This is a genomic window from Flavobacterium erciyesense (assembly GCF_018069925.1).
Classification (GTDB): Bacteria; Bacteroidota; Bacteroidia; order Flavobacteriales; family Flavobacteriaceae; genus Flavobacterium; species Flavobacterium erciyesense.
In genome coordinates, this window is sequence record NZ_JAGPXB010000004.1 from 1 (window position 1) to 22,107 (window position 22,107).

Here is a 22,107-nt window from a genome sequence, read left to right on the forward strand (position 1 = left end):
TTGAAGCAAGTCATACATGTATTTAAAATACTCATTGTGACCACCTTGATAAGAGGTAATAGCAATAGCATTGGCATCTTCTTGAATGGCAGTATTCACAACCTCTTCTACGCTGCGGTCGTGACCTAAGTGAATCACTTCGACACCTGTAGATTGGATAATACGGCGCATGATATTGATTGCTGCATCATGGCCATCAAAAAGAGCTGCTGCCGTTACAATTCTTACTTTATTGTTAGGGATATATGGTATTTGTTGTTCCATTTTATGAATATGATAATTTAAGCCTGCAATTTACAATTTTATTTTAAAAAACTATTTGAAGTTGGATGATGTTATTCACAATCGAAGCAAAAAATAGCTATTCTAGCCCCGATTGCAGCGGCATCCCTCGCTTTTTTGGGAGCGAGGATACAGCGGAAAGCGGGAGAAGCCGTGATTTGAAAACAAAAACGCCTGCTCCTAGTCAATAATTGGCTTTGTTTTTGCAATTGTTGTATTTTTACCAATGCCAGATGGCCAATTAATGTAACCGATTCTTTTTATGAAAAAAATTATAGTTTTAGCAGTCGCACTTTCGTTATCGAGTTGTGCCGAAATGCAGCAAGTGATGAGTCAATTTCCGCAAACACAAGGTATAGGCGGCGTGGATATTGCGGGCGGATTAAAAGAAGCGTTGAACAACGGAATTTCGAAACAAGTGAGTAAATTAACAGCAACTGATGGGTTTTATCGCAACGAAGCTGTGAAAATTTTACTTCCTTCTGAATTGAGAAAAGTAGATGCGGGCTTGCGCAAAATTGGATTAAGTTCCTTGGCTGACGAGGGTTTAAAAGTTTTGAATCGTGCTGCAGAAGATGCCGTGAAAGAAGCCACTCCAATTTTTGTAGATGCGGTGCGCAATATGAGTTTTGCTGATGCGAAAAGTATTTTATTGGGTAACCAAAGCGCAGCAACCACTTATTTACAAAACAGCACGAGTACGGCTTTGTATGGAAAATTCAATCCGGTTATAAAAAATTCATTTACTAAAGTGGGCGCTGATAAAGTTTGGGCTAATATTATCACCAAATACAACAGCATCCCGCTTGTGAACAAAGTGAATCCTGATTTGACAGACTATGTGACTAATCAAGCTTTGAATGGCGTATTTAAAATGGTAGCCGTTGAGGAGCAAAATATTAGAACCAACTTGAGCGCACGAACTTCTGTTTTGTTGCAACGTGTATTTGCCATGCAAGACAAAAAATAAATTTTGAACTTTTTTAAAACATATTTGGTTGCCTCAGCGATTTTTTAATCGAATTGATTGGGTTATTTTTGAGACACATTACTGAAATACAGCTATAACAATAATTGAAATGCAAAAAATTACCTTACTCATACATTGCAAAGACCAAAAAGGCATCATTGCCGCTGTAACTAATTATATTGCCTGTATTGACGGCAATATTGTGTACTTAGACCAACATGTAGACGAGGACGAAGATGTTTTTTTTATGCGCATTGAATGCGAGTTTAAAAATCCGAAAAATGATTTGAAGGCGCTAGAAGCAGATTTTGAGCAACAATTGGCAGCGCCTTTCGAAATGACTTGGCAATTGTTTACGCAAGAGCAAAAACCAAAGATGGCAATTTTTGTCTCCAAATACGATCATTGTTTGTATGATGTTTTGGGGCGTTACCGAGCTAATGAGTTGCCGCTTGAAATTAGTGTGATCATCAGCAATCATAGGGATTTAGAACCTGTTGCCCAACAATTTGGAATTCCTTTTTATCATGTTCCTTTTACAAAAGAAATAAAAGTAAAAGGCGAAGAGCAACAGCTAGAAATACTCCATAAATATGAGATTGATTTCATTGTTTTGGCGCGCTACATGCAAATAATAACCCCAAACTTGATTGCGCGTTACAAAAACAGAATTATCAATATTCACCATTCGTTTTTGCCTGCTTTTCCTGGTGCCAAGCCGTATCATTCTGCTTTTAAACGCGGTGTAAAAATTATTGGAGCCACCAGTCATTATGTGACCGAGGAGCTAGACGAAGGACCAATTATCGAGCAAGATATTGCACGCGTTTCGCATAGCCATTCTATTGAAGATTTTATAACTAAAGGTCGTGATGTAGAGCGAATGGTATTGGCAAGAGCGATCAAACTTCATGCGGAGCACAAGACGATGGTGTACAATAATAAAACGGTTGTTTTTCTATAATTAAAAAAAATAAAGCCTTCATTGTCAGTTTTTTAATCTTTAAAAAATCTTAAGAACCTAGCGACTTAAAATCTTAACGAATGGTTCGCAAAGTAATAACAAAATCTTAACAGCGATATCTGTGCTTGTTACCGACCTTTGTAGTGTAATAAACTGGTTATTTATTATTTTGGTTTTGGTTAGTTAAAGATTTGCTCGCACAACTTGTGCGGGCATTTTTTTTTTTAGTGGGCTGTTTTAAGGAAAGAAAGCACCACATCATTAAAAATATTCGGTTGCTCCACGTTTACTACGTGTCCTGAATTTTGAACGACAAAAAGCTTTGACGACTTGTAATGACTTTCGACCACCTTACGAACTGACGGTAAAAACATATAATCCTCCTCACCCATTACGTAAAGCGTAGGGATATTCAATTCTACTTGTCGGAACCATTTAAGTACCGGATTTATCTCGGCCGTTAACTTAAACCATTTGATAAATTCTTTTTGATACAATTTTTTTGCTTCATTTATAAAAAGTAGTCGCGATTGTTTGTGACTTTTCTTAGGCATGATTACAAAAGCAAAAAATTGATACAAAACCAAATATGGCAACACGTATTTGAACATATTACCTAATCGCATCAAAACTTGCGAGCGGAAATTCATTTTTAAAATAGCGCCTCCCAAAATCATGCTTTGCACGCGCTCCGGATACATTTCAGCTAATTGTCTAATTAAAATAGTACCTAGTGATATACCAACAAAATGTGATTTCTTAATTTGTAAATGATCTAAAACTTCAAGAATGTCATTTGCCAGAGCAGAAAAAGTATACTTTTGTTTGAAAGCCGTTTTTAACGTTGTTTTTGATTCGCCGTGTCCGCGAAGATCTAAGAGTAAAACATTGTACTGTTTTTTAAAATCTCTAATTTGTTTGAACCAAATAGACGAACTCCCTCCTGCACCATGGACAAAAGTAACCCATTGGTCAGTTGAAGCATTGTTATATATGGTGTAACTAATCACGTGTTTTTTTTGGTAAAAATAGCACATTAAATCGAAATCTCAATCTTAACAAAAAATATTGCGAATTTTATAAAAGTAAGCCTTAAATTTGCAAAAAAATTGCACCCATGAAAGGATTATTGAAAGAGAAGCGTGAAATAGAAAAACTCATTGAAGAATACCAGTTCTTAGCTACCGTAAATTTTGACCTCTCCAAAATTGAATTGGAATCAAGTATATACCAAGAAGAATGCGTTCTAGAAGAATGTGAGCTATAGTTTTTGGTGTAACTTCATAAAATAATCAAACGCTTTCAGCAACCTGCTGCCGTACCAAGAAAACATTTCGCCATCTACGAATATCGTTTTGGCGTGGTGCGTATGTACACCAATTTCAAAAGCATGTTGCTCTGTAAAAGGAAAAGGTTCCGATGATAAAAACACAATGGCAGGATCGCCTTCTGCACGAATTTTACTGATTTCTACTTCGGGGTAACGACCTCTGCCTTCATAAATATTTTCAAAATGATTTAACTTTAATAATTCGTTGATAAAGTTAGATCCACCGGCCACCATATAAGGATCTTTCCAGATGAAGTACGCTACTTTTTTGATTGGTTTGTCTGCAATGAAATTTTTAAAGTTTGCCAAAGCAAATTTTAACTTATCGTTCCATTTTTGAGCTTCGGTACGGGCATTGAAAAGTTGCCCGAAATCAATAATCATTTGTAAATTGTCCTCGATAGTGCAAATATCTGTGACCCAAACGGTGGCAATTTTCCGCAATTCAGCAACCATCTCCTCGGTATTTTCCTCTTTGTTACAAATGATAATATCTGGTTGTAAAAGTTTAATTTTTTCGAAATGTACTTTTTTCGTACCACCAACAATTTTTTTGGTTGATTTAAAATGATACGGATGCACACAAAATTTGGTTATCCCCACAATTTTTTCCTCTAAACCCAACTCATACAATAATTCTGTTTGCGAAGGCACAAGTGAAATAATGCGCTGCGGAGCGGATTCAAAGGAATGGGAAATACCGAGTTGGTCTGTGTATGTTTTCATTAAAAGTCGGGATAGTAAAAAAATTTAAAAGTTCAAGTACTGCCTAGTTCGAAAATTTAGCATCTAAAATCACTTGCATTTCTTGCTGCATTTTAAGCGCTTCTGCACGAGCTTTTACAGCAAAATCAAAATCATTGGATGCATAGATAATTGCACGTGACGAATTTATCAATAAACCCACTTGATCATTCATACCATGCGCGCACACCTCAGCCAAATTACCTCCTTGCGCACCTACTCCTGGAACCAATAAAAAACTGTCAGGTACAATTTTTCGAATTTCTGAAAAATAAGTCGCCTTTGTAGCACCCACCACATACATTAAATTTTTGCTGTTGGTCCAGTTTTTAGATGTTTCTAAAACTTGTTGGTACAATTCAGCTTCAAGAAGTTTTTCAGATTTAGATTGCAAGGTTTGAAAATCAAATGCACCCGTGTTTGAAGTTAAAGCCAAAAGTATCGTATGCTTGTTTTCAAAAGCCAAAAAAGGCTCGACAGAATCTTTACCCATATAAGGCGCCACGGTAACACTATCAAAATTTAAATCTTCAAAAAATGCCTTGGCATACATAGAAGAAGTATTCCCAATATCACCACGTTTAGCATCGGCAATGGTAAACAAATCTGGATAATTCTCGTTGATGTAATTGATTGTTTTTTGGAGTGAAATCCAACCCTTGATTCCGTAAGCTTCGTAAAAAGCAGTATTTGGTTTATAGGATACTGCCAAATCGTGGGTGGCATCAATAATTGCTTTGTTAAACTCAAAAATTGGATCTTCAAGAACTAATAAATGTTGCGGAATTTTAGTCAAATCGACATCTAAACCAACGCAAAGAAATGATTTTTTGAGTTGAATTTGTTCAAATAATTGTTGTGTAGTCATGTTGTTGTAGTTGTGCTGCAAAACTACAAACAAAGGAGCAAAATTTGCTATTGTACTTTAATAAAAAAACAAAGCAAGTGAAAAAACATTTACAACAAGAGACAAATAGTCTCCAGAGTTGAAAGCAAATTACCTAAAAGTGAAATATTAAAATTAGTAATAAACCTACTAAAAATATCATAAAATTAACTTTTGTTCAATCTTTAGTAAAATAGATAAATCAATTATACTACCCAAGAAAACACATGCAATCATCTCATAATCAAAAACAAAATACATCATTACAACAAAATTATTTTTAACTATCAAGCCTCTAACATGACGTATACACTAAGATCTTTTTTTTGTGACGAACAACATTATTGTTAAAAGAACAGTTTTTATATCTTTACTACATTAAACAACAATTTTTATGAAAGTATATTTAAAATTTGATTATGTACAATTGACAAAAAAAATTGTTCAAGATAGACTAAGCGAGTTGGGATATAAATTCAATATTGTCGGATTTGGCGAATTTAATTTTTTAGAAAAAGTACCTACCTCTAAAATGGACGAGCTCACTAGTGTTTTTAAAGAGTACGGTATTGACATTGTAGAAAATCAGAAAAGTGTTTTAGTTCAAAAAATAAAAGATGCTATCATTGAGATGGTGCATAGCGAAAAACCATTGCAAGTAAAAAGTTCGGTTTACATTGCTGATAAGTTAAATTTGAGCTACGCCTATTTATCAAATGTTTTTTCGGAGGTTACGTACACCTCAATCGAAAACTTCATCATCATCCAAAAAATTGAATTGGCCAAACAACTGATGATTAATACTCCAATGAATTTGACTGAAATTTCAATTCAATTGAATTATTCTAGTGTGGCGCACCTAAGTACGCAATTCAAACACACAACGGGCATGACACCCTCAGCCTTTCAAAAAATCATTCAAAAACGTAGAGCTTTAAGTACTAAAAACTCAATTTAAACTAAACAACGATGAATACTGACTTTATAAATATATGCCTTGCTGATGATGACGAAGACGACAGATTGTTTTTTACTGACGCCTTCGAAGAACTCAAAATGAAAACCAATGTAATGACATTTAACGACGGTGTAGAGTTGATGGATTATTTGAATGACGGCGATTCTATCCTGCCAAATGTTTTATTTTTAGATTTGAATATGCCTAAAAAAAATGGCGTAGAATGTTTACTTGAAATTAAGCAGAACGAAAAATTAAATGACATTGCGATTGCCATTTACTCTACCTCATCATCTGAAGAGCATATTGAAGAGACTTTTGTTAATGGAGCCAATATCTATATCAAAAAACCAAGTGACTTTGAAGATCTTAAAAAAATCCTATCGGAAGTTGTTACCATAAATTGGCAATACCACACTTCAGGATTAAACAAGGACAATTTTTTAATGCGTCTATAAAATGAAATACATTCAAATTCATAAATCACCCCTGTTTTTAAAAATAATCTTTATTGTTTCAGTAGCAGTAATCTTTTTTATAGGTGGTATTACTTTTAAGCATATTACTGTTTTAAAAAAATCATCCCACTTTGTAACCAATAGCCATGCGGTGAATACTGAATTAGAACGTTTAATATCCTACCTAAAAGATGCAGAAACTGGGCAACGTGGTTACTTGCTCACCAAAGACACTGCGTTTTTAAGACCGTACAATAATTCTAAAGACCTGATTAGGGATTCTTTCAATGAACTATCAAAGCTTACCCAAAACAGTCGAACGCAACAGGCCAATTTAAAAAAACTTCTTTTTTACATAAATAAAAAACAAAATTACCTTTCGAAAAACATTTATATAACCCAGCAAAAAAACTATAAAGAAGCAGATTTAAGCTATAACTTAACTATCGGTAGACAAGCCATGGACTCTATTCGTAAAAAAATAGACGAAATGATTATTACTCAGAAAATCCTTTTAACTAACAGGCAACAAGATTATGACTCTACTATGAGTTATACGCCATTGTTAATCTATTTAACATTAATTGTTACTTTAATTTTGATTACCATCGCTTTTATCAAAATGAATCGTGACCTTGTGCTACTTAGAAACACCATCAATACCCTAACCGTTGCTAATGAGGCGAGTAATTTGGCCGAAATTGTGGGCGGATTTGGTAGCTGGCAATATAACATAGATAGCGGCCAATTTACTTTTTCGGATAATGAATACCGCCTTTTAGGTTGTGCACCACAGTCTTTCGAAGCGAGTTCTGAAGAATTTTACAAATTCGTTCACCCAGAAGATTTACAATATGTAATTGAAAGTTCTAAAAGCGTGCAGGAAAAAACCAATTTAAATCCATTTACTTATCGGGTAATTCGTAAGGATGGAGAAATTCGATATTTTAGAGCCTCGGGCCGTGTAGTTACCGTTGCCTCAGGAGAACGCACACACATTGGCACTACTAGTGATGTAACGGAACAGGTATACGCACAAAATTATATTGAGGAGCGAAACAGAGAACTTGAAAACAACAATAAAGAATTAACAGCATTTAACTATATAGCAAGCCACGATTTACAAGAGCCTTTACGCAAAATAGAAACCTTCTTATCTCGATTAATAAGTAAGGACTATGAAAACATGTCTAAGTCTGGGCAACAATATATTAATAGCATTCAAGCATCGGCGAAAAGAATGCGCATGCTCATTGAAGATTTATTACAGTTCTCGCGAACTAATAAAGCGGAGAAGGTTTTTGAACCAGCTGATTTAAATGAAATTTTAGATCATGTAAAACAAGAACTTGTTCAAGTGATTGATGATAAAAAAGGGACTATTGAAAGCCAGAACTTACCTATTTTGAATGTCATTCCGTTTCAAATTCAGCAATTATTCACCAACTTGATCAATAATTCCTTGAAATATAGTAAAACGGATGTACCGCCCATTATCACTATCAAATCTAAGTTAGTTAGTGCCTTAGACGAAGAATTGTTACCTCACAACACACTCGCTCATTACCATAAAATCATATTTACTGATAATGGTATCGGATTTGAACAAGAGTATGCTAAAAAAATATTCATTCTTTTTAACCGATTACACAACAAAAACGAATACGACGGTACTGGAATTGGTTTAGCTATTTGTAAAAAAATTGCCGACAACCACAAAGGCTATCTTTTTGCCAATGGCGAGTTGGGTGTGGGAGCCACTTTTACCCTATTTTTACCCGCAGTGTAAATCAAAATTTAAAATATACAATCATAACAGCAGTTCGACTTTTAAAGTCTAGCTGCTGTTTTTTTTGTGGCCTTACTTGACATTTTCAAAAATCACTACTGCTACAAATAGTGATATTATGCAACACCTTTCATAAAAAAAAATAAATTGGTATAAAAAGAAAAAAACCACAACAAAAGCTTAATAATCATTTGCTTATAAATGCATTACCCACCACAAAAAACTACCAGACCAGTGTGTAACCAGATCATTTAAATCAATTTAACTAAGAACATCTGTAAATTCTATAACAAATCAATAAATTGATGTAACACGCAATTTGTGAAGTGATCGCATCTTTGTAAAAACAAAACAACACATTAAACTACAAACGATATGAAAAACTTAAAACGCATTTTAGCAGTTGCTCTAATCCTTGCAGGAGCATCAAAAATTCAAGCACAAGAAAATAGCCCATCACTTGGTATTAAAGGAGGTTATAACATGTCAAACCTTTACACTGAAGATGTTGATGATCAAAACGTATTGAGCGGATTCAATGTTGGTCTTTTTGCAACATTACCAATATCATCAAGTTTAGCTATTCAACCTGAATTAAACTACACCACAAAAGGAGCAGAATTGCGATATGATAACTTTTTCGCACAAGGAACTGCTAAATTTAGGCTGAACTACGTGGAAGTTCCGGTTTTAATTAAAGCCAATTTAACCAAGAATTTCAATGTGCATTTTGGACCTTACGCAGCTTTCTTAATTGATTCTAAAATAACTAATGAAGGTCAAGACGGAAATATCAATTTTGAAGAATCAATTGATAAAGATGATTTAAATACTGTAGATGTAGGAGTTGCTGCAGGTGTTGGATTCGATTTTGACACATTTGGAATTGGAGCACGATACAATTACGGATTAACTACCGTTGGTAAAGAGCGTAATTTTGCTGGAGGAACTTACACTTTCCCCGATTCAAAAAACAGCGTATTGAGCATTTACGCAGCCTTCAAATTTTAAATATACTTAACCTAAAAATATAAAATCATGCAAAACCTATTATACGCCGCAGCAGTAGTATTAGTGATACTATGGGCATTAGGATTCTTCGTTTACAGCGCGGGAGGAATCATTCACATTTTATTAGTAATAGCATTAATCGCAATTTTACTGAGAGTAATAAAAGGATAACAATTACAAAAATTAGAAATTATGAAAAATAGCAATTTAGCAGCAGGAATTTTGGGCGGTTTAGCAGTTGGAACTATATTGGGAATTTTGTTTGCACCAGCCAAAGGAAGTGAAACTAGAAAAAAAATCGTTGATAAAAGCACCGATTTGAAAGATAAAGTTGTTGAAACAACTGGGAAATTGTCAGATAAAATTTCACAAACTGTGCAAGATCTAAAAAGAGAATCACAAGAATTTTTAGGGCACACGACAGAAATCATCAAAGATGAAGTTCAAAATTTTAATCATCTTGCAGACATCAACAAACAAAAATAAAAAATCAATTCAGTACGATTCACACTATCACAAGTAGTGTGAATTTTGCTGTTTAAACCAGTAGCATAATTGCTTTTTTTACTGATTGTCCTTTAAAAACAGATATCCAACATAGAAAAAAATACCATTTCTGCTAAACAACCAATAATAAAAAACCAACCAAAACACAAGCCATTGCAAACACTCGATTGACAGTGTAAATCAATAGCATCAAAACATTGTTCAGTGCAAGGAATACTGATCCCAAATAAGAAATACAAAATGAAAAATGCAGCAAAACTTATAGTTCTTCTTACCCTATGCTTCACTATAATTTCGTGTAAAAGTGAGGCTGAAAAAAAGGTAGAAATCGTAACTAATAATTATGTACGCTTTGTAGACTCTGTTACTTCTAGAAACAAAGCAGACGCTAAGGCAAATTGGAATAAAATTGAAAAGGCTTTTGAAAAAAAGACCATTGAACTCAATTTTAAAATGGATAATTTAGAAGATTCTAAAAACTTAGGCGTCAAAATGGATTCTGCCACCAAAAAATACAAATCCTTTAAGCAAGCACTATTTGGTTTCGCCATCGAATCTGATACCAGTTTGTTTATTGAATAATAAAAAGGTATTATTAATTCAAAAAAAATACCGTGTCCCAAAGGCACGGTATTTTTTTATTTTTAACAAAGAAATCGAAATTTAAAAAACTTCGCTCGCTTCTTTTAATTTCTCCATATTGTTCACTAATTGCAACTCGTCAACAATTTTTTGAATATCACCATTCATGATATTACCCAAATCATAAAGTGTTAAGCCCACACGGTGGTCAGTAACACGTCCTTGCGCATAGTTATACGTTCTAATTTTAGCTGAACGGTCACCCGAACTTACTTGCGAAGTACGTTTAGAGGCATCTTCAGCTTGCTTTTTAGCTAATTCCTGCTCGTATAAACGAGAACGCAATACGCCAAAAGCTTTATCTTTATTCTTGTGTTGTGATTTTTGATCCTGACACTGAGCCACTAATCCAGTAGGAATGTGCGTTAAACGTACAGCCGACTTAGTTGTGTTTACCGATTGTCCTCCAGGCCCTGACGAACAAAAGAAATCAACACGAACATCGTTCATATCAATATGTACATCAAATTCCTCTGCTTCTGGTAAAACCATCACTGTCGCTGCTGATGTGTGTACACGACCTTGCGTTTCTGTTTGAGGCACACGTTGTACACGGTGTACACCCGCTTCAAACTTCAAAGTACCGTAAACATCTTCACCAGTAACTTCAAAAATCACCTCTTTGAATCCGCCCGAAGTCCCCTCGTTCATATCCACTACAGATGTTCTCCAACCTTGATTTTCGCAATATTTAGTGTACATACGGAACAAATCACCTGCAAAAATACTGGCTTCGTCACCACCTGTACCGGCACGAATCTCCACCATCACGTTCTTAGCATCTTCCGGATCTTTTGGGATCAACATGAATTTGATCTCTTCTTCAAGCACTGGCAAACGTTCTTTGGCTTCTTCTAGTTGCATTTTGGCCATTTCGGTCATATCTGCATCACTATTATCAGCTATAATTTCGTTGGCTTCGTCAATGTTAGCCATTAACAAAACGTATTCATCGCGTTTTTCGGCCAACGCCTTTAAACTTTTATACTCTTGATTCAATTGCACATAACGCTTTTGATCCGAGATTACATCCGGTTGAATAATCAAATCCGAAATCTCATCAAAACGCTGTTTTACTATTTGCAGTCTATCTAACATTTTCTTAGTCCTTTATTTAGGGTGCAAAATTACGAAAAAAGTATTCAGTTTGCAAGGCTCGTTTTTGGTGTATTCTTAATCTACATAAATCTTTATCAGCACAAAGCCATCAACAATACAAACAGCCCTACGGTAGCAATTTTCAACAGTAAAACAGTACACATTTAAAGTTTTTTTAGGAGCTGTTTCCTGCTATGCGTTACAAATGAAATTCACTGAATACCTATAAAAATAAGAGTATAATGAAGTAATCTTTTTTTCGGCAAAAAGCCTTAAAAAAGGATTTTCACTGCTATCAGGGCTAGGAATTTGCGTTAAAAAAAGATGTTTACGGTTTCCCGTAAGGTACTTCAAACAAAAGGAATTAGTTTTGTAACAATAATTTTTTATCAGCTTTTTCGGAAATAAACAATATATTTGATTGAGTAATAAAATCGACATGAACTTTCGAATATTAACCCAAAGATCGGAAGATTAGAATGAAAAAGCATTTTCTAAATTATCTTAATAATAAAACAACCAAAATTAACCCTTAATTTATGAATAACAAATAAAAAAAATAATACCAGCCACAATTTTATCTATTTTCACTTTATTAATTATGACTAATTGTGAAGAGAATTTATTAATCAAAACTAATCCAAATTCTGTTACTAACGATCAACAATCAAGATTTAAAGTAATAGTTTTGAATAATGAAAAAATTAGGTCTAATACTAAGATAGTACAAAAATTAGTTAGTATTGAGTAAAAAAAAACAAAAACCATTAAATCCCTATTTTCGAAAGAAATTCATCATAAACTCGGTTTTACAGTTAATACAGACAATGCTAATTACATGGAAGACACTCAAACTGGCAGACACTCCTACAGTTTTCAAATCGTCAGGGATACCGTTAAAATAACTAATCTTGAAAACCTTTTGATTCAATCGAATAGCAAGGGTGGTTATGATGCTTACATTATTCAGTATGGTTTTACTTCGGTTGAATATGCAAAATTAAATTCCAACTCTATAAAAAATTATAGAACTTCAATATATTCAATTGATTTTGACACTTCCACTTTTAAAAATGGTACTTCTTCTAAAATGGCTTATGGATGTACTGCCGCCTGGGAATGGAAAATTATAAAAGATGGAGACAAAGGTGAACTTGTAGGCGCAGGTAATGAAGACCCATTTGAGGAAGGATGGGTACTTACCAATCTTTCATGTGGTTATTATGAAGATGGTACAGGAAATAATGATGGGCAAACAACAAATCTACCAAATACAACAAATACATCAGGAGGAGGTTCTTCGGCTGTAATAGCGGCACCAAATACCGTGACACATACCTCTCAGCTAAAAAACTTTGAAAGCGGCTTTCTCAGTATTGATGAAAGAAATTATTACCATTCTGATCCACAATCTAATATTAAAAGTACGATAGACTGGTATTTAATAAAATATAATTTCTCTGAAACTTCAAAATCCGATGCAAAATCAGCTTTGAACTTTGGGGATAAGCTAAATCTAAATTTTCAGCAGTTTAATTGGGTGTTTAATAATAGAACCAGCCAAAAATTACAAGATATTATTTTTTTTTTAGTTGAAGTTGGAGAAATAACTCCTGAAATTGATAATTTTTTAAAAGAAGTGATTATTAGTCAAATAAAAACAAATAATAGCACTGAAGTTGATTTTGATGCACAAATCATCAACTCACTTACTGGAAAAGCATTATGTATCTACAACAAATTAAAATCTTCAAGCTTAGGTTTTTCAAATTCTATTAAAAAATTTGATGGGGAATTCCCTGTAAGTCATTTGAAATTTACAATTAACAACGACTTACCTTCAGGAAATTATGGTGTTACAAATCCACCCGATAATTTTATAATAACAATAGAACTAAGCAATACCCAACTGGCGAATATTTCTGATCTTGGAAGTGCAATATCTATAGCTCATGAAATAATTCATGCTGAAATTTTCAGAAAGCTACTGTCTGCAGCGAAAAAAGGAGACTTAAATACAAACAATTACACAACACAAGAAAATATTAATTTTGTTAATTCATTGCGAAACAATTTCCCAGGATTATATGATTATTATTACGCAAGAGTTCATAAATATTGGAACCATGATTTAATGGCTCAACATTATCGTTCCACAATTGCAGATATAGCCCAACAATATGACAACAATAGATTTCCTAGACAAATTTATGAAGATTTAGCATGGGCAGGTTTAAGGGAAATAGACAAAAATGTTAATTCAATTGCATGGAACAAGCTGCCTACTACAGAACAAGAAAGGATAAAATTAAATATCATAAACCTATTTCATAATGGAACAAAAAACTGCAATTAAAACGAAAAAAATATTTTTTTTAATTATTTTTTTTACAAATTTTATTTTTTCACAAACTAAAAACTATTACACCATTGAAAAAAACGGGAAAAAATATCCAAAAATAGTTAGACATATATCATTAGACAAAGGGGAAAAAATTATTCATAATTCAAATACAATTATTTTTAATATTGATCACCAAATATTTAAGTACAACAAAAATATTCACAAAGCAGATACATGCTCTAATTTTAAAATAAAGAAGATTAAAGCAATCACAGTTAGTCAATTAACCACAGATGAATATAATGAACATTTAAATCGATCAAAGGAAAATGGTAGAAAAATTCCAGTTCCATTCAATCATTATAATTGTAGAGTTTTCATATTAGAAAAGTTGTCCACAGAAAAAAATATTATATATGAAGTTGATTGGATTTATTCCATCAGGTAAAAGATTATAGCATAAATCTAAGTAAAGATGGAATATTTAGAAGTATAAATGAGGCTTTTGAAAAATGTAAAGTAATTTAAACCCCTTTAGTCGAAGTCTCCTGACTTCGACTTTTTATTTCCTGATTTGTTAGTAGGAAAAGTTTCCTCACCAACATAAAAGCAGCTTGTTATTGAGCTGCTTTTGTGCTTTATCAAAACTGCCACTCGCCTTCTGAAATAGCGCAACGCCTGTTTAGCCCCGATAGCAGTGAAAATCCTTTATTGCCGGGGTTCGGCAGTAAAGATTGTAACGGATAGCGGGAATGTGCGTGTTATGAAAACAGAACTTCTGCTACCTAAAAAACAAAGCTAAAAATTGAGGACAGCTTAAAGATTCCGCTAAGAAAAGTTTACCGCCTTCGACCTGATTTGAATTAGTTTTAGATAGATCATTTGTCAAGCTGTTATTTAAATATACAAATAGCGTGGCCTTCTTCTAAATCTAAAAATACAGCCAACTATTAAATTTACGAGACAAAAAATTTACAACCATATTTATAGGTTTAACTTTATAAAAAACCTAAAAGTAGTTTAACAGCATTAGTTAGTCTATCTTTGCCTTTCAATTTTATTTAAGCAAAAAACATAATGGTGCAAAAAGAGGATATGGAAGCAAATGACGAGCAAGCACTATTAAAAGAAACGAACCATAATTTAGCGCAGCAAATTCTGGAAACAGAACAGCAAAAGCGCGAATTACAAACCCTCAATGACTTACTAAAAAAGCAAAGCGCCGAGAATGCCGAATTAGCCCATCAACTCCAAATTGCTAATGAAGAGCTTGTTTTACAGAATATTGAAAAAGAAAAAAGAGCGCAGGAATTACTAATTGCTAATAAAGAACTGGCGTATCAAAATCAAGAAAAAGAAAAAAGAGCGCAAGAATTACTCATAGCCAATAAAGAACTGGCGTATCAAAATCAAGAAAAACAAAACAGAGCAAACGAATTGGCGCTTGCGAATATCGAACTCCAATATCAAAACCAGGAAAAGCAAAAACGAGCCGAAGAGCTTGCTATTGCTAATACCGAATTGGAATTTCAAAATCAAGAAAAGGAAAAAAGAGCCAATGAACTCCTGCTGGCTAACAAAGAAATTGAATCGTTTACCTATATTTCTAGTCATGATTTGCAGGAACCGCTGCGTAAAATTCAATCTTTTTCGGGACGTATTTTTGTTGAAGAATATGACAATTTATCAGCCATGGGCAAATATTACGTAGAGCGAACCAAACTTTCGGCCCTACACATGCAGACTCTAATTAATGATCTTCTTGCTTATTCTAGAACGAGCACCACACAACGCAAGTTTGTGTCTTGCAACCTTAAGGAAATTGTAGACGAAGCAATGGCCATGCTCAAAGAGGATTTAGCTGAAAAGAAAGCAGTAATTGAAATTGCTAATGCAGAAAACATTACTATCATACCGTTTCAATTCCGTCAACTTTTACAAAATATCATCAGTAATTCGTTAAAATTTTGTCCTTCATCAAGAACTCCAATTATAAAAATCGATAGTAAACTAATCACTTTCGATGCGACTCAGCCTGACAAAATGATATTGAATACTAATTACCATATAATAACCATAACTGATAATGGAATTGGATTTGAAAAACAATACAAGGATAAAATTTTTGAAATTTTTCAACGCCTTCATGATCGTAAAGAATATGATGGAACAGGTATTGGCTTAACCATTGCCCGCAAAATCGTTGAAAATCATGGCGGAAAAATCACTGCCGAATCTGAAATAAATGTAGGATCTACTTTTCATATTTACTTGCCCGAATTGCAGTAACTTTCTCTTGATTTGCTCCTAATTCTTTTGCTAAAACTTCTGATTCATAATTACTGCTGAATTAATTTCAAGACCTATTTGTAAATTCCTAGATTTGCGCCATCAAAAAAATAGTAAAAAATGAAGGTTTGCATTGCCGAAAAACCAAGTGTCGCCCGTGAAATAGCAGCTGTTTTGGGTGCCAATACCAAGCACGATGGCTATTTTGAAGGCAATGGCTATGCGGTTACATACACGTTTGGGCATTTGTGTACCTTAAAAGAACCCAACGATTACAAACCGCACTGGAAAAGCTGGGATTTGAACAACTTGCCCATGTTACCCGAGAAATTTGAAACGAAAATAGTGGCAAATTCGGGGATTCAGAAGCAATTTAAAATCATCAAAAAATTATTTGACCAAGCAGAATTGGTTATCAATTGTGGCGATGCTGGGCAAGAGGGAGAATTGATTCAGCGTTGGGTAATGACCGAAGCCAATTACAAAGGCAAAGTGCAACGCCTATGGATTTCATCATTAACTGCCGAAGCCATAAAAGAGGGTTTCCAGAATCTAAAACCTGCTTCAAACTACGATAATTTATACTACGCTGGATTTTCAAGAGCTATTGGCGATTGGCTTTTGGGTATGAACGCTACACGCTTGTACACTGTAAAACACGGCGGTTACAAACAAGTGCTTTCAATTGGTCGTGTACAAACTCCAACCTTGGCAATGGTCGTTGACCGTTTCAAGGAAATCGAAAATTTTAAACCGCAATCCTATTGGGAATTGCAAACCTTGTACAGAGAAACACTTTTTAGCTATGAAGAAGGTCGCTTTTTAAATAAAGAAGATGGAGAACTATTGGCCAATAAAGTAAAAGAAAGCGAGTTTGAAATTGTTTCTATCGACAAAAAAAACGGAAACGAATACGCTCCAAAACTGTTTGACTTAACGGGCTTACAGGTGTATTGCAATACAAAATTTGGTTTTTCGGCAGACGAGACATTAAAAATTGTTCAAACATTGTACGAACAAAAAGTGGTCACCTACCCTAGAGTTGACACTACTTTTTTGCCGAGCGATATTTACCCAAAAGTGCCGGGGATCTTGCAAAAATTAACCAATTATGCGGCGTTGACACAACCGCTTTTGGAGAAAAAAATTAAAAAATCGCCTAAGGTTTTCAACGATAAAAAAGTAACCGATCACCATGCGATAATTCCAACTGGAGTACAAAACAATTTGCAGTATAATCAACAACAAGTTTATGACATTATCACCAAACGCTTTATTGCCGTTTTTTATGATGATTGTTTGGTTGCCAATACTACCGTTGTAGGCAAAGCTGCAGAAGTATTATTTAAAGCTACGGGTAAAGAAATTTTGAAAAAAGGTTTTCGTATCGTTTTCGAAGCTTCGACTGCGCTCAGCTCAAACGCCAAGGAAAAAGAAGCTGATATTTTACCCAGTTTTGTTGTTGGCGAAAAAGGACCACACCAACCCTCCTTTTTAGAAAAAGAAACCAAAGCACCCAACCAATTTACCGAAGCTACTTTGTTGCGCGCCATGGAAACCGCAGGTAAACAAGTTGATGATGAAGACTTGCGCGAATTGATGAAAGAAAATGGAATTGGTAGGCCGTCAACACGGGCGAATATTATTGAGACACTTTTTAGGAGACAATACATCGTTCGAAATAAAAAACAAGTTTTACCTACGACAACTGGCATTCAATTAATAGATACGATTCAGAACGAATTGGTAAAATCAGCAGAGTTAACCGGAACTTGGGAAAAGCAATTGAAAGATATTGAAAAAGGAACTTTCACAGCGGGCTCGTTCATCAAAAACATGAAGCTAATGGTGGCCACTTTGGTTGACGAAGTGCGCAGCGAAAGCAGGCGCGCCAACATTTCGCACGTTGCCACCAGCCCAAAAGTAGTAGTAAAAACAGAAAAAAAGAAAGCCGCGGGAATTTTAGCCGAAACCTGTCCGAAATGCAAAACAGGAACCTTACTGAAAGGAAAAACTGCTTACGGTTGTACCAATTATAAAACGGGTTGTAATTTTAAATTGCCATTTGTTTTCAGTGATAAAAAAATATCCGAAAATCAATTTATAAGGTTACTTCAAAAAGGATCAACGGTGAACTTGAAGGATTTTAAAACCGAAACTGGAACAGTTGAAGGACTGCTGCGTTTTGACGAAAATTTCCAACTTGTTCTAGAACCTAAAAAGACAGTAGCGAAAGCCGTTCCTGACGAATTAGCATGTCCGAAATGCAAAAAAGGAACAGTTTTAAAAGGAAAAACAGCTTACGGTTGCAGTCATTACAAATCAGGATGTAACTTTAAAGTAACTTTTGAACAAGTTCGAGCGCAATTGAAGGAGCAAAAACCAACAAAAGAATTGGTGTATGCAATTTTGAAATCGAGCATTTAAAAGGATAAATTAATTTCAAACCATATAAGACTTTTAAAGTCATTGAAGTTGGTTTAAAAGACAAATAATTTACTCGAGAAATTTTGATAGATTTATTCTTGGCGCAATTAAGGATCATTTTTTTTTGAGGTTTAAAAAAGAATGTAATCTCATAATATCCTAGCTGCTTTGGTCAAATTCCAATCAATGTAAAACTTGATTAATTTTCAAGAATTCAAACTTTAAAAAAACCAAACCAATACCTTTTTTTTTTATATTTTAGCTTGTTAAAAATAACCTTCTAATTTTAAGCTTATGTTTCAGAAAACAACCTCGTTACTACTTCTGCTTGCTTTGGTTGCTTGTAAAAATCAAGAAACAACCGAGAAAGAAAAAATAAAAGCGGCCACTTGGCTTCTAGGAAATTGGGAAAGCAAATCAGCTGAAGGAAGTTTAAAAGAAAATTGGTCGCAAGTAAATGATAGTACGTTTTCGGCTACCTCTTATTTTATCAATGCAAAAGATACCGTGCATTTTGAAACGATTCGTTTGCAACAAGTAGGAGAACAACTGACCTACACTGCAACAATCAAAGGGCAACACAATGACAAGCCGGTAGCTTTTACTTTGTTTTCTGAAACCGAAAAGCAAGTCATTTTTGAAAACCAAAAAAACGATTATCCACAAAAAATATCCTACACCAAAATCACTGCTGATAGTATTGTAGCCCAAATTTCTGGGAAACTACAAGGAAAACAAAGCTCCGAACAGTTTGGATTAAAAAAAATCAAATAAAAAACTTTAGCTAGTTTTACCATAACTCACTCATTAGTAGTGAGTTTTTTTTTGTTTCAAAAATCAAATAAATTAGTGTGCTTACTTTTAAAAACCCTCTATCTCATTGCAACTTTTCAAGTAACTTTCTTGTTGATGATAAACGTTTAGCAAAGATTTATTTAAAAAACACAAAAAGAAGCAGCGCAAGTCAGACTCTAGTATTAAACCTTTTCTTGTTTTTAACATCCAAAGAATCAAATAAAGAAGTTACATAAAAGTGTCGGTAACATCCATTATCAAGTCTTAATTTTTTGTGATAATTGCTACAATTATTGCCGAAGATATTATTTTAATTTTTACATTTGCATTATTTTTATTTAATCTAAATAATATATACAACAGAACATACTTAAGCATCATAAGCCTTATGAAAAAAAATCTAATAATAGCACTTACCCTTTGCGCCACCGCATGGATGAACGCACAACAAAAAAACAGTCTTTTAGAGCAAGCCTTTTGGAAAACCGCTCCAGATGTGGCAACTGTTAAAGCTGAAATTGCAAAAGGAAATAATCCAACCGCAGCAACCTCAAACGCATTTGACGCAACCGTATTAGCCATCAACAATGATGCGCCTTTAGCTACCATTCAATTCTTGATAGACCAACCCGGAAATGAAGTAACTAAAATTACGCACGACAGCCGTATTTACCTGCATTGGGCCGCCAACAAAGGAAATGTAGCATTGGTTGAGTACCTCATCAAAAAAGGATCCGACATCAATCTCGAAGACAGCAAAGGCGAAACGCCTTTAACATTCGCAGCCATCGGTGGACAAAGTAATCCAGCACTTTATGAAGCTTTTTTTAAAGCTGGGGCCGACCCAAAGAAAAAATACAAAGACGGGGTGACGCTGCTACTCATGTCGATTGCTGCTGATAAAAACTTAAGTCTTGCCACTTATTTAAACTCAAAAGGATTGTCGTTAAAAGACACTGATGCTGCAGGAAACACCGCATTTGACTATGCTGCCAAATCAGGCAGTACCGCTCTTTTACAATCTCTTTTAGACAAAGCCGTAAAATACAGCAACAATGCCTTGTTGTTTGCCGCACAAGGTACACGCCGTGAAACTACTTCACTAGAGACTTATAAATATTTAGTCGAAACTTTAAAAATAAAAGCCACAGCTACCAATAAATCAGGCGAAAATGTGCTGCATTATTTGGCCAATAAACCCAATCAAACCGCTATCATCAACTACTTTCTTTCGCAAGGTGTAGATGCCAATGCAGCAACTATTGACGGCACGACACCTTTAATGATTGCCGCAACTGCTCGAGACAATGCCGCTTTAGACTTATTTTTAGGAGTGGTAAAAAATAGCAATGCTAAAAACAACAAAGGCGAATCGGCGCTAACAATGGCAGTAAAATCAGGAACTCCCGAGGCAATTACCGCACTTTTAAACAAAGGCGCTGACGCAAATGTACTTGATAAAGACAATAACAACTTGGGATTCTACCTCGTACAATCCTACCGACCTGCCCCTCGTGGCGCCACTACTGCTGATCCGTTTGAAGTAAAAATTAAACTTTTGCAGGACAAAGGTCTAAATTTAGCTACTCCTCAAAACGATGGCAACACTTTATTGCATTTTGCCGTTGTCAAAAACGACCTTTCTTTGTTGCAAAAATTAGCAGCTTTAAACATCGATCTAAATGCTAAAAACAAAGACGGCTTAACTGCATTACACAAAGCAGCTCTTATTGCCAAAGACGATACGATCTTGAAATACCTCATTTCTATCGGTGCCAAAAAAGACATTTTAACTGACTTTGATGAAAGTCCGTATGCACTAGCACAAGAAAACGAGTCGTTAATTCAAAACAAAATTTCTTTAGACTTTTTAAAATAAAAAATAGCAGCAAAACATGAAATCAATCCTAAAAATCAGCCTTTCAATAGCCTTTTTATTCCTAGTATCTGCATCGGCTACAGCCCAAACAAGCAAATACAAATGCATGTTGCAAATGTCTAACTACATGGGCGAAGGCGCGTATATCGTAGTTTCTTTGGTTAATGCCAAAGGCGAATACGTAAAAACCTTATACGTTATGGGCGACGATAAAAAATGGTACAAAACCATCAAAGAATGGCATAAATTCTATTCAAAAAAACCAGAAAATATAAGTGCAAAAACGGGCGCATCGGTAACGGGCGGCGATCGTAGTATTACCACCATCGAAATCGAAGACGCTAAAATCAACAAAGGTTTTAAACTGCGTTTTGAAACATCGGTAGAGGATCAAAAATACCACACTGCCGATCTTGAAATTCCTTTAACAACCGAGGGAATTGCTGCAAAAACCGAAGGCAAAAACTACATTCGCTACGTGCGTTTGAACAAAATTTAAAAAACAAAACAACGTTTTTTTTGGGGCGTGACCCTCTTTAAAAAAAGTCGGGTCGGGTCTTCCGTTCCCGCTTTTTTTATAAAGGCAAAAAAAGCCTTTATAAAAAAGAGCTCCACTGCAACCCCTCACGCAAAACCACCTGAAACACAAATCGGCGTTGGTCAAGCAGTAACTTTTTAATATCCCGCTCCTTTTCTCGAACCGAATTTTGGAGTCCTGAAAAATACCTTTTCAA

At 34.6% G+C, this 22,107-nt stretch carries 22 protein-coding genes; 17 read left to right on the top strand and 5 right to left on the bottom strand.

Translation table 11 applies throughout. The annotated features are described in order from the left end of the window. On the bottom strand, positions 1-264 hold a 264-nt coding region (locus tag KBJ98_RS05805; protein ID WP_210788693.1), incomplete at its 3' end, for a cobalamin-dependent protein. Between the two features lie 280 nt (positions 265-544). On the opposite strand from KBJ98_RS05805, the gene KBJ98_RS05810 reads away from it, so the two are divergent. After that, a complete protein-coding gene (locus KBJ98_RS05810) occupies positions 545-1,252 on the top strand; it encodes a DUF4197 domain-containing protein (RefSeq protein WP_210788694.1) in 708 nt (235 codons plus the stop codon). Between the two features lie 109 nt (positions 1,253-1,361). Next, on the top strand, positions 1,362-2,216 hold the full coding sequence (gene purU, locus KBJ98_RS05815; RefSeq protein ID WP_210788695.1) for a formyltetrahydrofolate deformylase: 855 nt from the start codon (positions 1,362-1,364) through the stop codon (positions 2,214-2,216). Positions 2,217-2,440: 224 nt separating this feature from the next. On the opposite strand, the gene KBJ98_RS05820 is transcribed toward purU, so the two are convergent. After that, positions 2,441-3,226, bottom strand: a complete 786-nt coding sequence (locus tag KBJ98_RS05820; protein ID WP_210788696.1) for an alpha/beta fold hydrolase — start codon at positions 3,224-3,226, stop codon at positions 2,441-2,443. 107 nt (positions 3,227-3,333) lie between these two features. On the opposite strand from KBJ98_RS05820, the gene KBJ98_RS05825 reads away from it, so the two are divergent. Then, the gene (locus tag KBJ98_RS05825) at positions 3,334-3,483 is read left to right on the top strand and encodes a hypothetical protein (RefSeq protein ID WP_210788697.1); all 150 of its coding nucleotides are present in this window, start codon (positions 3,334-3,336) and stop codon (positions 3,481-3,483) included. Here the strand turns inward: KBJ98_RS05825 and KBJ98_RS05830 are convergent. Continuing rightward, a complete protein-coding gene (locus tag KBJ98_RS05830) occupies positions 3,478-4,272 on the bottom strand; it encodes an ABC transporter substrate-binding protein (protein ID WP_210788698.1) in 795 nt (264 codons plus the stop codon). The two genes, KBJ98_RS05825 and KBJ98_RS05830, sit on opposite strands and share 6 nt — an antisense overlap. 43 nt (positions 4,273-4,315) lie before the next feature. Then, a complete protein-coding gene (pyrF, locus tag KBJ98_RS05835) occupies positions 4,316-5,158 on the bottom strand; it encodes an orotidine-5'-phosphate decarboxylase (protein WP_210788699.1) in 843 nt (280 codons plus the stop codon). 412 nt (positions 5,159-5,570) lie between these two features. On the opposite strand from pyrF, the gene KBJ98_RS05840 reads away from it, so the two are divergent. From KBJ98_RS05840 to KBJ98_RS05870, 7 genes are all read left to right on the top strand, one after another. Next, positions 5,571-6,134 carry a helix-turn-helix domain-containing protein gene (locus KBJ98_RS05840; protein WP_210788700.1) on the top strand — a complete coding sequence of 188 codons (564 nt, stop codon included), beginning with the start codon at positions 5,571-5,573 and terminating at the stop codon, positions 6,132-6,134. An 11-nt stretch (positions 6,135-6,145) separates the two neighbouring features. After that, entirely contained in the window at positions 6,146-6,592 is a 447-nt protein-coding gene (locus KBJ98_RS05845; protein WP_210788701.1) for a response regulator, read from the top strand. A gap of 1 nt (position 6,593) precedes the next feature. After that, positions 6,594-8,381: a sensor histidine kinase gene (locus tag KBJ98_RS05850; protein WP_210788702.1), complete on the top strand. Its 1,788-nt coding sequence runs from the start codon at positions 6,594-6,596 to the stop codon at positions 8,379-8,381. A 375-nt stretch (positions 8,382-8,756) separates the two neighbouring features. Then, positions 8,757-9,392, top strand: coding sequence for a porin family protein (locus KBJ98_RS05855; protein WP_210788703.1), 636 nt, complete (start codon positions 8,757-8,759; stop codon positions 9,390-9,392). A gap of 27 nt (positions 9,393-9,419) precedes the next feature. Beyond that, a complete protein-coding gene (locus KBJ98_RS05860) occupies positions 9,420-9,563 on the top strand; it encodes a lmo0937 family membrane protein (RefSeq protein WP_166136815.1) in 144 nt (47 codons plus the stop codon). Between the two features lie 21 nt (positions 9,564-9,584). Beyond that, positions 9,585-9,878 carry a YtxH domain-containing protein gene (locus KBJ98_RS05865; protein ID WP_210788704.1) on the top strand — a complete coding sequence of 98 codons (294 nt, stop codon included), beginning with the start codon at positions 9,585-9,587 and terminating at the stop codon, positions 9,876-9,878. Positions 9,879-10,139: 261 nt separating this feature from the next. Then, entirely contained in the window at positions 10,140-10,481 is a 342-nt protein-coding gene (locus KBJ98_RS05870) for a hypothetical protein (RefSeq protein WP_210788705.1), read from the top strand. 81 nt (positions 10,482-10,562) lie between these two features. Here the strand turns inward: KBJ98_RS05870 and prfA are convergent, their stop codons facing one another. Further along, the gene (gene prfA, locus KBJ98_RS05875) at positions 10,563-11,639 is read right to left on the bottom strand and encodes a peptide chain release factor 1 (protein ID WP_210788706.1); all 1,077 of its coding nucleotides are present in this window, start codon (positions 11,637-11,639) and stop codon (positions 10,563-10,565) included. 838 nt (positions 11,640-12,477) lie between these two features. Here prfA and KBJ98_RS05880 point away from each other — a divergent pair. The 7 genes from KBJ98_RS05880 to KBJ98_RS05910 all read left to right on the top strand — a co-directional run bounded on the left by KBJ98_RS05880 (position 12,478) and on the right by KBJ98_RS05910 (position 21,872). Continuing rightward, positions 12,478-13,995: a hypothetical protein gene (locus tag KBJ98_RS05880; RefSeq protein WP_210788707.1), complete on the top strand. Its 1,518-nt coding sequence runs from the start codon at positions 12,478-12,480 to the stop codon at positions 13,993-13,995. Next, positions 13,973-14,431, top strand: coding sequence for a hypothetical protein (locus KBJ98_RS05885; RefSeq protein WP_210788708.1), 459 nt, complete (start codon positions 13,973-13,975; stop codon positions 14,429-14,431). The genes KBJ98_RS05880 and KBJ98_RS05885 overlap by 23 nt, the downstream gene beginning before the upstream one ends. A 629-nt stretch (positions 14,432-15,060) precedes the next feature. Further along, positions 15,061-16,272 carry a sensor histidine kinase gene (locus tag KBJ98_RS05890; RefSeq protein ID WP_210788709.1) on the top strand — a complete coding sequence of 404 codons (1,212 nt, stop codon included), beginning with the start codon at positions 15,061-15,063 and terminating at the stop codon, positions 16,270-16,272. Positions 16,273-16,392: 120 nt separating this feature from the next. After that, positions 16,393-18,699, top strand: a complete 2,307-nt coding sequence (locus KBJ98_RS05895; RefSeq protein ID WP_210788710.1) for a type IA DNA topoisomerase — start codon at positions 16,393-16,395, stop codon at positions 18,697-18,699. Between the two features lie 294 nt (positions 18,700-18,993). Continuing rightward, a complete protein-coding gene (locus KBJ98_RS05900; RefSeq protein ID WP_210788711.1) occupies positions 18,994-19,473 on the top strand; it encodes a DUF6265 family protein in 480 nt (159 codons plus the stop codon). A 409-nt stretch (positions 19,474-19,882) separates the two neighbouring features. Beyond that, the gene (locus KBJ98_RS05905) at positions 19,883-21,373 is read left to right on the top strand and encodes an ankyrin repeat domain-containing protein (protein WP_210788712.1); all 1,491 of its coding nucleotides are present in this window, start codon (positions 19,883-19,885) and stop codon (positions 21,371-21,373) included. A gap of 16 nt (positions 21,374-21,389) precedes the next feature. Then, a complete protein-coding gene (locus KBJ98_RS05910; protein WP_210788713.1) occupies positions 21,390-21,872 on the top strand; it encodes a DUF2271 domain-containing protein in 483 nt (160 codons plus the stop codon). Positions 21,873-22,107: the final 235 nt, after the last annotated feature.

Excerpts from the sequence above, each read along its gene's own strand:
- KBJ98_RS05900 (WP_210788711.1), top strand. The coding sequence starts at position 18,994 with ATGTTTCAGAAAACAACCTCGTTACTACTTCTGCTTGCTTTGGTTGCT.
- KBJ98_RS05895 (WP_210788710.1), top strand. The coding sequence starts at position 16,393 with ATGAAGGTTTGCATTGCCGAAAAACCAAGTGTCGCCCGTGAAATAGCA.
- KBJ98_RS05885 (WP_210788708.1), top strand. The coding sequence starts at position 13,973 with ATGGAACAAAAAACTGCAATTAAAACGAAAAAAATATTTTTTTTAATT.
- KBJ98_RS05865 (WP_210788704.1), top strand. The coding sequence starts at position 9,585 with ATGAAAAATAGCAATTTAGCAGCAGGAATTTTGGGCGGTTTAGCAGTT.
- KBJ98_RS05890 (WP_210788709.1), top strand. The coding sequence starts at position 15,061 with ATGGTGCAAAAAGAGGATATGGAAGCAAATGACGAGCAAGCACTATTA.
- KBJ98_RS05840 (WP_210788700.1), top strand. The coding sequence starts at position 5,571 with ATGAAAGTATATTTAAAATTTGATTATGTACAATTGACAAAAAAAATT.
- KBJ98_RS05910 (WP_210788713.1), top strand. The coding sequence starts at position 21,390 with ATGAAATCAATCCTAAAAATCAGCCTTTCAATAGCCTTTTTATTCCTA.
- prfA (WP_210788706.1), bottom strand. The coding sequence starts at position 11,639 with ATGTTAGATAGACTGCAAATAGTAAAACAGCGTTTTGATGAGATTTCG.
- KBJ98_RS05860 (WP_166136815.1), top strand. The coding sequence starts at position 9,420 with ATGCAAAACCTATTATACGCCGCAGCAGTAGTATTAGTGATACTATGG.
- KBJ98_RS05810 (WP_210788694.1), top strand. The coding sequence starts at position 545 with ATGAAAAAAATTATAGTTTTAGCAGTCGCACTTTCGTTATCGAGTTGT.
- KBJ98_RS05905 (WP_210788712.1), top strand. The coding sequence starts at position 19,883 with ATGAAAAAAAATCTAATAATAGCACTTACCCTTTGCGCCACCGCATGG.
- KBJ98_RS05850 (WP_210788702.1), top strand. The coding sequence starts at position 6,594 with ATGAAATACATTCAAATTCATAAATCACCCCTGTTTTTAAAAATAATC.
- KBJ98_RS05825 (WP_210788697.1), top strand. The coding sequence starts at position 3,334 with ATGAAAGGATTATTGAAAGAGAAGCGTGAAATAGAAAAACTCATTGAA.
- KBJ98_RS05855 (WP_210788703.1), top strand. The coding sequence starts at position 8,757 with ATGAAAAACTTAAAACGCATTTTAGCAGTTGCTCTAATCCTTGCAGGA.
- purU (WP_210788695.1), top strand. The coding sequence starts at position 1,362 with ATGCAAAAAATTACCTTACTCATACATTGCAAAGACCAAAAAGGCATC.
- KBJ98_RS05845 (WP_210788701.1), top strand. The coding sequence starts at position 6,146 with ATGAATACTGACTTTATAAATATATGCCTTGCTGATGATGACGAAGAC.
- KBJ98_RS05870 (WP_210788705.1), top strand. The coding sequence starts at position 10,140 with ATGAAAAATGCAGCAAAACTTATAGTTCTTCTTACCCTATGCTTCACT.
- KBJ98_RS05880 (WP_210788707.1), top strand. The coding sequence starts at position 12,478 with ATGGAAGACACTCAAACTGGCAGACACTCCTACAGTTTTCAAATCGTC.
- KBJ98_RS05830 (WP_210788698.1), bottom strand. The coding sequence starts at position 4,272 with ATGAAAACATACACAGACCAACTCGGTATTTCCCATTCCTTTGAATCC.
- pyrF (WP_210788699.1), bottom strand. The coding sequence starts at position 5,158 with ATGACTACACAACAATTATTTGAACAAATTCAACTCAAAAAATCATTT.